This window comes from Ruegeria sp. CDSB136, from assembly GCF_059610965.1.
Genome location: NZ_JBXWOP010000003.1, coordinates 133986 through 144971 on the forward strand (window position 1 = coordinate 133986; position 10986 = coordinate 144971).

At 57.4% G+C, this 10986-nt stretch carries 13 protein-coding genes; 8 read left to right on the forward strand and 5 right to left on the reverse strand.

Features of this window, described 5'->3' with window-relative positions:
* Positions 1 to 88: 88 nt before the first annotated feature.
* Together AC2FIR_RS04755 and AC2FIR_RS04760 are read left to right on the forward strand one after the other, a co-directional pair.
* Positions 89 to 1087: a glycosyltransferase family 2 protein gene (locus tag AC2FIR_RS04755; RefSeq protein WP_496744592.1), complete on the forward strand. Its 999-nt coding sequence runs from the start codon at positions 89 to 91 to the stop codon at positions 1085 to 1087.
* A 31-nt stretch (positions 1088 to 1118) separates the two neighbouring features.
* Positions 1119 to 2099, forward strand: coding sequence for a hypothetical protein (locus AC2FIR_RS04760; RefSeq protein ID WP_496744593.1), 981 nt, complete (start codon positions 1119 to 1121; stop codon positions 2097 to 2099).
* A gap of 6 nt (positions 2100 to 2105) precedes the next feature.
* On the opposite strand, the gene AC2FIR_RS04765 is transcribed toward AC2FIR_RS04760, so the two are convergent.
* Positions 2106 to 2408, reverse strand: a complete 303-nt coding sequence (locus AC2FIR_RS04765; protein ID WP_496744595.1) for a DUF6476 family protein — start codon at positions 2406 to 2408, stop codon at positions 2106 to 2108.
* Between AC2FIR_RS04765 and AC2FIR_RS04770 the strand changes: the two genes are divergently transcribed.
* The 5 genes from AC2FIR_RS04770 to AC2FIR_RS04790 all read left to right on the forward strand — a co-directional run bounded on the left by AC2FIR_RS04770 (position 2407) and on the right by AC2FIR_RS04790 (position 6926).
* Positions 2407 to 3444, forward strand: a complete 1038-nt coding sequence (locus AC2FIR_RS04770; protein ID WP_496744597.1) for an RluA family pseudouridine synthase — start codon at positions 2407 to 2409, stop codon at positions 3442 to 3444. The genes AC2FIR_RS04765 and AC2FIR_RS04770 overlap by 2 nt on opposite strands.
* Positions 3445 to 3587: 143 nt before the next feature.
* Complete coding sequence (gene rpoH / locus AC2FIR_RS04775; RefSeq protein WP_170616109.1) at positions 3588 to 4490, forward strand: RNA polymerase sigma factor RpoH; 903 nt, start codon at positions 3588 to 3590, stop codon at positions 4488 to 4490.
* A gap of 209 nt (positions 4491 to 4699) precedes the next feature.
* Positions 4700 to 5674 carry a Gfo/Idh/MocA family protein gene (locus AC2FIR_RS04780; protein WP_496744599.1) on the forward strand — a complete coding sequence of 325 codons (975 nt, stop codon included), beginning with the start codon at positions 4700 to 4702 and terminating at the stop codon, positions 5672 to 5674.
* A gap of 66 nt (positions 5675 to 5740) precedes the next feature.
* On the forward strand, positions 5741 to 6010 hold the full coding sequence (locus AC2FIR_RS04785) for a DksA/TraR family C4-type zinc finger protein (protein ID WP_170616113.1): 270 nt from the start codon (positions 5741 to 5743) through the stop codon (positions 6008 to 6010).
* Between the two features lie 19 nt (positions 6011 to 6029).
* Entirely contained in the window at positions 6030 to 6926 is an 897-nt protein-coding gene (locus AC2FIR_RS04790) for a DMT family transporter (RefSeq protein WP_496761981.1), read from the forward strand.
* Positions 6927 to 6932: 6 nt separating this feature from the next.
* Here the strand turns inward: AC2FIR_RS04790 and AC2FIR_RS04795 are convergent, their stop codons facing one another.
* The 4 genes from AC2FIR_RS04795 to AC2FIR_RS04810 all read right to left on the reverse strand — a co-directional run bounded on the left by AC2FIR_RS04795 (position 6933) and on the right by AC2FIR_RS04810 (position 10336).
* Positions 6933 to 7169 (reverse strand): hypothetical protein, encoded by a 237-nt coding sequence (locus tag AC2FIR_RS04795; RefSeq protein ID WP_480440186.1) that lies wholly within the window; start codon positions 7167 to 7169, stop codon positions 6933 to 6935.
* Complete coding sequence (locus AC2FIR_RS04800; protein WP_496744602.1) at positions 7166 to 8986, reverse strand: M3 family oligoendopeptidase; 1821 nt, start codon at positions 8984 to 8986, stop codon at positions 7166 to 7168. The genes AC2FIR_RS04795 and AC2FIR_RS04800 overlap by 4 nt, the downstream gene beginning before the upstream one ends.
* Positions 8987 to 9068: 82 nt before the next feature.
* A complete protein-coding gene (locus AC2FIR_RS04805) occupies positions 9069 to 10046 on the reverse strand; it encodes an alpha/beta fold hydrolase (protein ID WP_496744604.1) in 978 nt (325 codons plus the stop codon).
* Positions 10046 to 10336, reverse strand: coding sequence for an SCP2 sterol-binding domain-containing protein (locus AC2FIR_RS04810; RefSeq protein ID WP_170616121.1), 291 nt, complete (start codon positions 10334 to 10336; stop codon positions 10046 to 10048). Before AC2FIR_RS04810 ends, AC2FIR_RS04805 begins: the two co-directional genes overlap by 1 nt.
* Before the next feature lie 69 nt (positions 10337 to 10405).
* On the opposite strand from AC2FIR_RS04810, the gene AC2FIR_RS04815 reads away from it, so the two are divergent.
* Complete coding sequence (locus AC2FIR_RS04815; protein WP_480440189.1) at positions 10406 to 10975, forward strand: tetratricopeptide repeat protein; 570 nt, start codon at positions 10406 to 10408, stop codon at positions 10973 to 10975.
* The last annotated feature ends 11 nt before the right edge of the window (positions 10976 to 10986 follow it).

Genomic DNA, 10986 nt, shown 5'->3' on the forward strand with positions numbered 1-10986 from the left:
GGTTCAAATATGTGAAAACTCATGTAGGACTAACAGGTGATGTATCCGCCGAAACCGGGACAATAAAACCAACAAAGGGCAGTCAGTCATGAATGAACAGGACCCACGCTTTGTCAGCGTGACCCCGATGAAGAACGAAGGGCCGTTTGTTCTGGAATGGGTGGCGCATAACCGGGCCATTGGTGTCGATCATCAAGTGGTTATGACCAATGACTGTACCGACGGGACGGACGCTTTGCTGCAAAGGTTGGACGAGCGTGGAATTCTGACCCATGTCGACAACAATTCACGCCGGAAGACCAGCCCGCAGAAACGGGCCTATAACACGTTTCTGAAAATGGAAGTTGCCCGCCCGCAAGACTGGGTTGTCGTGATCGACGCGGATGAACAGATCGTGGTCAAGACCGGAGATCACACACTGCGCGCCCTGACCGAGGCTATTCCGGACGCTCGCACGATTTCGATGACATGGCGGTTGTTCGGAAATGCGGGTGTTGTGCGCTACGAGGATCGGTTCCTGTCGGATCAGTTCAGACAGGCCGCGCGCGAAATGACCATCCGGCCGTTTCAGGCGTGGGGATTCAAGACCATGTTTCAGCGCGAACTCTGGGACGGGTTGGGGGTTCACCGACCCAAGCGCCCTACGGTCGAAACCATGACGGAATGCCACTGGTACAACGGATCGGGTCAGTTGATGCCCGACCGTTATTACGAAAGAAGCTGGCGGTCCGCTCGCGATTCCGTCGGGTACGAGTTCGTTCAGGTCAACCATTACGCGCTGAAGTCCTGCGAAAGCTATCTGGTCAAGAAGATGCGCGGTCGCGCTCATCATCTGGGCGAAAGCCTAGGGATGGAATACTGGAACATGATGAACCAGAATGCGGAGACGGACAGCGCGATCGACGTCGTCGCTGACCGCAAACGCGAATTCTACTACGACATGCTTTCTGACCCTGAAACCGCTCGACTGCATCACCTGACCTGTGATCTTCACCGTCAGCAAATCGCGCAGCTGCGGGAAGTCCCAGAGATGCAGGATCTGATGCAGCAGATGACTGACGGTGCCGTAGCCGGGAAGGTGGGATGACGGTTCTTTTTCAGGTTTGCGGAGACGCCTGATGCTTTGGCTTCATATCGGGATGCCCAAGACCGGCACCACCGCCTTGCAGGGTTTTGTTCGCACGAACGGCGGTATGCTGGACAAGGCCGGGCTGCGATATATGGAAACCGGTCGCCGGCGCCACGAAAACAGCCGGCTGACGATCAGCCACAATATCATCGCCTTCCACATAAACCAGACGCAGCAGCCGACAGACGGGTTCCGCGAAGCCATGGCTTTGGAATACGAGGCGCACAAGGATAAGACCTGCCTGGTCTCGTCCGAGATGCTTTATTCCGTGGATCTGGACCGGCTGGCGCAGATTTTTTCCGATATTCCGGCTCGGCAGATGCGCATTACCTTCTACTGTCGGCGATATTCCGACTTTTGGGAGGCGGACTATAAGCAGCGAGCAAAGAATGGCCGCTTGCCCGCTGGCGGAACGCGATACATCCGCGCTCGTCTGGACGAGATCGCCGAAAACCCCGAGCGGCTGAGTTACAGCGCCATGCTGACCCGAATCCGACGCGCGTTTCCCGGCGTGACGGTCGCGCCTTTCCTGTATGATCGGTCCGTAATGGCCAACGGGAATATCGTGGACGATTTCATGTCACGCATTGGTGTCACGCTTCCCAAGGGTAGCACGGCAAATCTGCCGTCCAATCCTTCACAGTCCCGCGCGGCAAGCGAGGCTTTCGGGATCATGGCCCGGTCCATCGGGCGCCAGCGAACCCGACAACTGCGGCGACGTGTTGTCGACGACCCGGTAATGATCCGGCGAAATGACGTGCTTGAACCGAAAGAGCGTTTGTGGCTGGACGAATACCTGGCCGCACAGGACACTGATTTTCAGCAGGAATTTTTCCCGGACCGCAATCAGTTGTTCCCGCCCGTTCAACTGAGTGATGCCGATTTACAGTTCCGCCGCGACTCGCCTGAAGAATACGAAGCGCTGCGGCTGGCGTCAGAGATTGTTTTCCGAATGGCGCTTGAAGAGTGATTGCGCCTATTCGACAACGATTTCTTGCCTCTGCCGCCCGGTTGTCTTGTCGAATATCAATATCCGGTTGTCATTTGTTACAACCGCGTACCAGTTGTTTCCGATGGTCACGGCCTGCGCTTTGGCGCCGTCCGGCAGTTCGATCTGGTCGGGCAGGGTGGGGGTGCGGTCCGATAGCCGGATGACAATCAGCGCGAATGTCACTAGAACCCCGCCAATCATCACCACGGTCAGCAACATGACCATGCGCCGCAGCAGCTTAAGCTGGGGCGTTTCCTGCGGTTCTTGGGGTTCGGAAGGGACAGTCATGGGCACCCGGCAGATTGAGTTTCAGATCGCGGCCGCTCCGCCGCCACGTCTTGATAAGGCGCTTGCGCGGGATGTGCCAGCGGAAGAAAACCTGTCCCGTACACGCCTGGGGCGTCTGATCGACGAGGGGGCGGTGCAGGTCGATGGTGTCGTGGTGGCCGATCCCAAGGCAAAAGTCACGGAAGGCGCGCAGATTGTTGTAACCGTTGCCCAAGCCGAAGACAGTCATATCGGCCCCGAAGACATCCCGCTGGACATCATCTACGAGGACGCTGATCTGGTCGTGATCAACAAACCCGCGGGCATGGTCGTTCACCCGGCACCGGGTTCGCCCAGTGGTACGTTGGTGAACGCGCTGCTGTTTCATTGCGGCACTGATCTGTCCGGTGTCGGCGGTGTCAGGCGGCCGGGCATTGTGCATCGCATCGATAAGGAAACCAGCGGGTTGCTGGTCGTCGCCAAATCGGATGCGGCGCATCACGGTCTGGCGGCGCAGTTCGAAGCGCACAGTGTCGAGCGCTATTATCGCGCGATCTGTTACGGAGTGCCGGACGCCAACGATCCACGCCTGCGCGGCGTCAAAGGTGTCAGTTTCGAACCGGGCAATGTCATGCGCCTGACCACGCAACTGGCCCGGCACAAGACGGACCGGCAAAAGCAGGCCGTGTACTTTCATGGCGGCCGCCACGCTGTCACGCGCGCCCGGGTCGTCGAAACATTTGGCGCGCCGGCGTCTCTGTCCATGGTCGAGTGTTGGTTGGAAACCGGTCGTACACATCAGATTCGCGTGCATATGGCACATGCGGGCCACGGGTTGGTCGGCGATCCGGTCTATGGCGGTAAGCGCAAACTGGCCGCCCGCGCGTTTGATCCGGCGACGGCCGAGGCTGTCCGCGCTTTTCCGCGTCAGGCACTGCATGCCGCGGTTTTGGGGTTTGAACACCCGGTCAGTGGCGAAAACCTGCGGTTCGAAGCGGCCTTGCCGAATGATATGGAAAGCCTGATAGAACGGCTGCGCGCGCCGCTGACACAATAAGCAAACCCCTGTGAGTAAGAGTTTCTTATCTTTCCTTTATCAAAGTTTAATCTCATACTGTTAGCAGCACCTCTTGAATGGGCAGGGTTCCTTACCCATATCCTATGTTAAATACTTAAACATTTGTCGGAGGGACATGAAACATGGCAAATTACGCAAATCTCCCCGCGCCGACGCCCGAGGGCGGCCTGAACCGCTATATGCAGGAAATTCGCAAGTTTCCCCTGCTTGAGCCGGAAGAAGAATACATGCTGGCCAAGCGCTGGGTGGAAGAACAGGATACCGAGTCGGCGCATAAGATGGTGACATCGCATCTGCGTCTGGCGGCCAAGATCGCCATGGGCTATCGCGGCTATGGCCTACCGCAGGCCGAGGTGATTTCCGAGGCGAATGTGGGCCTTATGCAGGCCGTGAAACGTTTTGATCCGGAAAAAGGATTCCGTCTGGCGACCTATGCGATGTGGTGGATCCGCGCCTCGATCCAGGAATATATCCTGCGGTCTTGGTCGCTGGTGAAACTGGGCACCACCTCGGCGCAGAAAAAGCTGTTTTTCAACCTGCGCAAGGCGAAGGCCCGCATTGGTGCGCTGGAAGAAGGCGACCTGCGTCCTGAAAATGTTGCGCAGATCGCCAACGATCTGGGCGTGACCGAGGAGGAAGTCATCAGCATGAACCGCCGCATGTCCGGTGGGGATGCCTCGCTGAATGCGACCGTTGGGTCCGAAGGCGAAGGTACCATGCAGTGGCAGGACTGGCTTGAGGATGAAGATGCCGACCAGGCCGGTGACTACGAAGCCCGCGACGAGTTGGAAGCGCGCCGCGAGTTGCTGAGCGCTGCGCTGGACGTGCTGAATGATCGTGAGAAGGACATCCTGACCCAGCGACGCCTGATGGATCAGGCCGTGACTCTGGAAGAGTTGAGCACGCAGTACAATGTCAGCCGCGAACGCATTCGCCAGATCGAAGTCCGGGCGTTTGAGAAGCTGCAGAAAAAGATGCGCGAGCTGGCCCGTGAAAAGGGCATGCTTGGAAACAGCTACAGCTGACCGGACAGCCTCAGCAGACCGGCCGGAATTTTCCGGCCGGTTTTTTCGTGCCTGCGCTGCAGGACCCGGTTTCGAATTGCTCAGCTTAGAAAATGGCTGGATTTGCCTGACTTGGGTGTGATTCACTGCTAAAGGTACACCGACGCAGGCTGAACCCAGCCTTGCGACGAGGCTGCAACATTTCAGCAGGACAGTATTCGGAGTTCACGATGCAAAAGCCGGTTCAATGGGGCATTCTGGGTGCCGCCAAATTCGCACGACAGTTTATGGCACCTGCCATTCATGCCGCAGACGGGGCAAGACTGTCAGGGCTGGCTACTTCAGACCCTGCCAAAGCTGAACCGTTTCAGCAGTTCTGCCCGGATCTGGTGGTCTATGACAGCTACGATGCGCTTCTCTCGGATCCTGAGATTGACGCGGTATACATCCCGCTGCCCAATCACCTGCATGTCGAATGGAGCCTGAAAGCCCTTGATGCCGGAAAACATGTGTTGTGCGAAAAGCCGATGACCATGAAGGGCGAAGAATTCGACGCCCTGATCGGAAAACGGAATCAGACCGGTTTGTTAGCAGCCGAAGCTTATATGATCGTGCACCACCCTCAGTGGCAGTTCACGAAAAGGTTGATTGCCGAAGGGGCGATCGGAAAGCTGGCACATGTGACCGGGGCCTTCAGCTTCGACAACCGGGCGGACACGACGAACATCCGTAATCGCGCGGAAACGGGGGGTGGTGGATTGCGGGACATTGGCGTCTACGTTATCGGCGGCGCACGTTTTGCGACGGGGCAAGAGCCTGTCTCGGTACAATCGGCAATTCGCTGGCAGGACGGTATCGACACGTTTACGGAAATCCGGGCGCAATTCCCTGACTTTACATATTCCAGCTATGTTTCGATCCGCATGCACCCGCATCAGGAGATGGTATTTCATGGCGAAGGCGGCGTGATCCGGCTGACAGCGCCATTCAACGCCCGGGTCTTTGGCGAGGCCCGTGTCGAATTGCATCGCCCGGGGCTGGAAGTGCAGGTCACGCGTTTCCCGGCGGATGATCACTACAAACTCCAGGTCGAAGCGTTCTGCCGGTCTGTTCGGGAAGGGGCTGACTACCCATGCCCGCTTGAGTTCTCGCGGGGAACGCAAGAAATGATCGATCAGGTTTTCAGTCTGGCCGTACCACTCTGATCCACCCACTTGCCTACCATGGCGAGCCTCGGTTAGCCTGTCGGGTACCCATTCAGGAGGTGCCCTATGGCTGGTGGTTGGGCGCGCGATGGCGCGGTAAGTGAACAGATTGAGGCGTCAATATCCGATGAGCTTGCACGGATGCAGGCGCAAAAACGCCCTTTGGGTGAAAGCCTGACCCATTGTGCCGAATGCGAAGAGCCAATTCCCGAGAAACGGCGCAATGCGATCCCGGGGGTGAAACTGTGCCTGGACTGTCAGCAGGAACGTGACGGGGCGTTCAAAACCCGCAGCGGCATCAATCGGCGCGGGTCGAAAGACAGTCAGCTGAAGTAGGTTCCAGCGGAGCGGCCCCTTGCAAGACAACTCTGCCAAGCACGTATCCCTCCTGCAAAACGGTCTGGTCCTTGGCTTTTTGGCTGCGTTCTTGTGGGGCACACACAGCGTTATCGTTCGCTATCTGACCAGCGATCTTGGGGGAATGCAGATCGCCACGACGCGGTTGTTCATCGCCGCACTCGCAATCTACTGCATGTTGCGAGCGATGGGGGCGTCAGTTTCGATCCGGTTTGGGGATTGGAATTTCCGTCTGGCTGTATTGTCGACGGTGGTGAACTACATTCTTTTCCACATCGGACTGGAGCATACCGGCGCGGCCAACGCGATGGTGCTGGAAAACACAGCGCCCTTCTTCGTTCTGGTGTTTCTCTACTTTTTCGCGGACACACCGGTTGGCCGGACCGAAGTTCTCGCGACGGTATTGGCGATCTTTGGTGTTTTTCTGACGGTCTACCAGGATTTCGAAGGTGGTGGAGAGCCTCTGCTTGGCGATGTGATGGAAATCGGTGCTGGCCTAAGCTGGGCCGTGTTCCTGATTTCCAGCAGCCGGGCTATGAGAGCCTCTGAATCCACGCCCGAACGTTTGAATTTCCTGTTTGGGATATTCATCTGTTCAGGCGTTATTCTGTTGCCGCTTTCCCTGTTCGGAATTCAGATGCCGACAGCAAACGATGTTGTTTTTCTGGTACTTCTTGGTGTGTTGCCAACGGCGTTGGCTTACTACCTTTGGTACGAAGCGGCAGCGCGGGTTTCGACCCTCACGGCCACTTTGATGTTCGCCGCTTCTGTGGTGTTCACCTTCATCAACTCAGCACTGTTTTTGGGGGCGGCCATCACGCCGCTGGCTGCAATAGGCGCTGCGCTGATCGTCCTGGCCATATTCCTCACGACCAAATCAAATGAGAAAGACTAGGGAAACCTAGCGAGATTTGCGCCTCCATCGCCGATACAGGTTGATGTCCATTGCCGCCACCATGATGCCCAACGGGATCATCCAGAAGCCTAGAATGGGAAGAAACCCAAGAACACCGCCGAGTATCAGCAGGATGCCCACGATGATCCGCCAGCCCCGTGGCACGGTTCGGCGAATTCGGTTCATGGCAGGGCGCAGGCGCGACTTCAATGCGGCCCAACGCCCTGTGGATTGGGTGCTCACCCCTCCATCGCCTCAAGTTCGTCAATGAAGCCAGAGATCATGGACAGGCCCTTGTCCCAGAACTTCGGATCGCTGGCATCAAGGCCAAACGGTGCAAGCAGTTCCTTGTGGTGCTTCGATCCGCCGGCACGCAGCATTTCGAAATACTTGTCCTCGAACCCTTCCGAGCCGCTGGCGTAAACGGAATAAAGAGCGTTCACCAAACCGTCGCCGAACGCATATGCATAGACGTAGAACGGTGAGTGGACAAAGTGTGGGATATAGGCCCAGAAGGTCTCGTACCCCTCCATGAATTCGAACGCAGGTCCAAGGCTTTCGGCCTGAACGCTCATCCAAAGGGCGTTGATGTCGTCCGGTGTCAGTTCGCCCTCGCGGCGGGCGGCATGCAGTTTGCACTCAAAGTCGTAGAAGGCGATCTGGCGGACGACAGTGTTGATCATGTCTTCGACCTTACCGGCCAGCAGCACCTTGCGCTGTTCTGGCGTTTCGGCCTGATCCAGCATCTTGCGGAAGGTCAGCATCTCGCCGAACACCGAAGCGGTCTCGGCCAGGGTCAGAGGCGTTGACGATAGCATTTCGCCCTGACCTGCGGCCAGCACCTGATGTACGCCATGGCCCAGTTCATGCGCCAGTGTCATCACGTCGCGCGGTTTGCCCAGATAGTTGAGCATTACGTAAGGATGCACCTCGGTGACTGTTGGGTGGGCAAAGGCGCCGGGGGCTTTGCCCGGTTTCACGGCGGCATCGATCCAGCCTTTTGAGAAGAACGGTGCTGCAATCTCACCCATGCGTGGGTCAAACGCGTTGTAAGCGTCCATCACCGTTTTTTCGGCTTCGGCCCAGTTAACGATGCGCGTGTCCTCCATCGGCAGGGGTGCGTTGCGGTCCCAAACCTGCATTACGTCCAGACCCAGCCACTTGCGTTTCAGTTCGTAGTAGCGGTGGCTCAGCTTGGGATAGGCGGCGACCACCGCTTCGCGAAGGGCATCGACAACCTCAGGCTCGACATCGTTCGACAAATGACGCCCGGTTTGCGCGGTGGGCATATTGCGCCAGCGGTCGACGATTTCCTTTTCCTTGGCCTGCGTGTTGTGAACCCGGGCGAAGGTTTTGACATTCTCCTGAAACACCGAAGCCAATTCCCGTGCCGCAGCCTCGCGTTTGCTGCGGTCCTGTTCGGTCAGCAGGTTCAGGGTGCCTTCGATATTCAGCTCTTCGCCATCCACGGTGAATGTGAGGCCGGCAATCGTCTCGTCAAACAAGCGCTCCCATGCGTCGCCGACAACGCCCAGATCGTGCAGGAATTTTTCCAGCTCGTCGGACAACTGATAGGGCTTCATCGCGCGAATACGGCGAAAAACCGGCTCGTAACGCGCCAGATCCGGGTTTTCATCAAAATGGGCACGCAACACGGTGTCATCAATGCGGTTGATTTCCAGCGTGAAGAATACCAGCGGTGTCGTGAAGATTGTTATCTTTTCCTGCATGTCCGACAGGAACTTGGCTCGCTCGGCATCCGTGGTCAGCTGATAGTAGCGCAGGCCGGCAAAGGACATGATGCGGCCGGCAATTGCATTGATCTTTTCGTTTCGATGCACGCATTGCAGCAGCTCATCCGCGTCCAGATCAGCCAGTTTGCCTTCGTAGTCCGAGGCAAAGGAGGCGCATTCTTTCTCCAGCCACTCAAGATCACGGCCAATCTCGGGTGCGTCTTCCGCTTTGTACAGATCACTCAGATCCCATTCCGGCAAATTGCCCAGATTGTCAGCCCCGCCGACAGCGTTTGCGTCACGGACGGGAAAGGGAAGGTCGCGCATGGATCACCTCGATGTTTTGCTTTCGGAAACATCTAGGCGCGGTCGGCAGGGATCACAAGCGGCCAGAGTGACGGATCGGCTATTAGCTTTGCAAAGCCGCATTAGGTGCGGCGTTTGGCTGGCTGGCCCTGAAATGCGCGGCAAGTTGATCAAAGACCGGTCCCCGAACCTCGGGTGATTCCATCATGACCTCATGTTCGCCCTCGGGAACTTCAATCAGCTTGCCTTTGGGCCAGTTGGCCATTCGGGCCCGAATGGCATCACGATCCACGATCCGTTCGTTTCCGCCCAGATACGTCAGGCATGGTACATCCGGCGCAGGCTGTTTCATCAGCCAATCACATTCCGTCAGCGCCTCGCGCAGCCAGATTGTCGACGGCGCCCCAAGCGCCATTTCCGGATGCGCAGCCAGTTGATCCTGCATCATCCGGTACATATCCGGATCGCGGGTCAGCATATTGTCTTCGAAGGGCTGAATGGTGACATAGCTGTCCAATGTCGTGGTCGGAGGCGTTTTCTCGCCCAGTCCGAATTTCGGCCCCCAATAGGCCGTCATCCAGCTGATCGGCCGCATGATTGTGGAAAAGTAAATGCCCCACATTGGCCCGGTGAAGGCACAGGCCGCAAAGCAGTTCTGCTCGATAATCGCCCGCAACGCTATGGCACCGCCCATTGAATGGCCGATCACGTACCAGGGCTTTGGCAGGTTCAGTTCTTTTGCCATGTCCAGAACGGCGCGGACGTCCATCTGGTAATCCGGAAATTTCGCGACATGTCCGATCCGGGGGTCGTCCAGAAGGCGATCCGCCAGTCCCTGACCGCGCCAGTCTATCGCCAGGAAGGCAAAGTGCCGTTTTGTGAACTCTCCAGCCGCGTTTCCGTATTTTTCAATGTATTCCGTGCGTCCCGGAAACATCAGCACAGTACCATTTGCACTGTCTTCAGGCACCCAATGCGCGACACGGATGCGTTTGGCATCCGAAGTTTCCAGCCAATGGGCCTTGCCACCGGCAGGAGCGCCGGCCACAGCTTCAAACAAAGGGGCCGGCGAGAAGTCCATCAGGCCAGCACCGAGGCAAGTTTCATGGCAATCCCCATGTCTCCGTCCACGCTCAGCTTGCCGGACATGAACGCGCCGGTCGGGTTCAGGTCACCGCTGAGGATCTGCTCGAATGTATCAGCATCCGCGCTCAGGGTCACGTCGGCGTCTTCGTCGCTGACACGCGCGCCGTCTGCATCCAGAACGATTGAACCCAGATCTGCGATGGCGAATTTGGCCGAAGCATCAAAAGCCCCGCCGGCCAGTTTTTCATTCAGCGCGGCTGCGGCCTTTTCAAGAATCTCGCTCATGATCTTCCTCATTTTGTTTATGCGCCGAGAATGGACATCCCCGGTCGCAACGCTACACTGAACAATGTTATGAGCATTGCAAACCACAATCTCAAAGGTATCGTCGCGGCACTTGCAACACTGATGGTGTTTTCCACCATTGGTGCGGCCCAGCAAGCCGACTCCAAGGACGAATCCGTGCTGTTGGAGCAACTGGCACAGTCCACGCCCCGGCAGGCGATCAGCATTGACCGTCAGTTGCAGTCGCTCTGGTCGCAATCCGGGTCGGCCTCGGCCGATCTGTTGCTGGAACGCGGGCGCGAGGCGCTTGAGGACGGAGACGTCAAGGCGGCGATTGAACACCTGACGGCTTTAACCGACCATGCACCGCAGTTCGCCGAAGGCTGGCACGCCCGGGCATCGGCGTTTTTTGGTATCGAACGTTTTGGTATGGCGGCGGCTGATCTGGAACATGCCCTTTCCTTGAACCCCAACCAATACGAAGCCATCTATGGCTTGGGTCTGATCTTCGAGATGCTGGATCAGCCGGAAAAAGCGTACGAGGCCTATTCCCGCGCTTTGTCTATACATCCCCATCATGAAGAAGTAACCAATGCCGTGAATCGGCTAAAGCCTCAGATCGAAGGCAAGGCGCTGTAAGGTCCGGGGCA

Excerpts from the sequence above, each read along its gene's own strand:
- AC2FIR_RS04755 (WP_496744592.1), top strand. The coding sequence starts at position 89 with ATGAATGAACAGGACCCACGCTTTGTCAGCGTGACCCCGATGAAGAAC.
- AC2FIR_RS04760 (WP_496744593.1), top strand. The coding sequence starts at position 1,119 with ATGCTTTGGCTTCATATCGGGATGCCCAAGACCGGCACCACCGCCTTG.
- AC2FIR_RS04770 (WP_496744597.1), top strand. The coding sequence starts at position 2,407 with ATGGGCACCCGGCAGATTGAGTTTCAGATCGCGGCCGCTCCGCCGCCA.
- AC2FIR_RS04765 (WP_496744595.1), bottom strand. The coding sequence starts at position 2,408 with ATGACTGTCCCTTCCGAACCCCAAGAACCGCAGGAAACGCCCCAGCTT.
- rpoH (WP_170616109.1), top strand. The coding sequence starts at position 3,588 with ATGGCAAATTACGCAAATCTCCCCGCGCCGACGCCCGAGGGCGGCCTG.
- AC2FIR_RS04780 (WP_496744599.1), top strand. The coding sequence starts at position 4,700 with ATGCAAAAGCCGGTTCAATGGGGCATTCTGGGTGCCGCCAAATTCGCA.
- AC2FIR_RS04785 (WP_170616113.1), top strand. The coding sequence starts at position 5,741 with ATGGCTGGTGGTTGGGCGCGCGATGGCGCGGTAAGTGAACAGATTGAG.
- AC2FIR_RS04800 (WP_496744602.1), bottom strand. The coding sequence starts at position 8,986 with ATGCGCGACCTTCCCTTTCCCGTCCGTGACGCAAACGCTGTCGGCGGG.
- AC2FIR_RS04805 (WP_496744604.1), bottom strand. The coding sequence starts at position 10,046 with ATGGACTTCTCGCCGGCCCCTTTGTTTGAAGCTGTGGCCGGCGCTCCT.
- AC2FIR_RS04810 (WP_170616121.1), bottom strand. The coding sequence starts at position 10,336 with ATGAGCGAGATTCTTGAAAAGGCCGCAGCCGCGCTGAATGAAAAACTG.
- AC2FIR_RS04815 (WP_480440189.1), top strand. The coding sequence starts at position 10,406 with ATGAGCATTGCAAACCACAATCTCAAAGGTATCGTCGCGGCACTTGCA.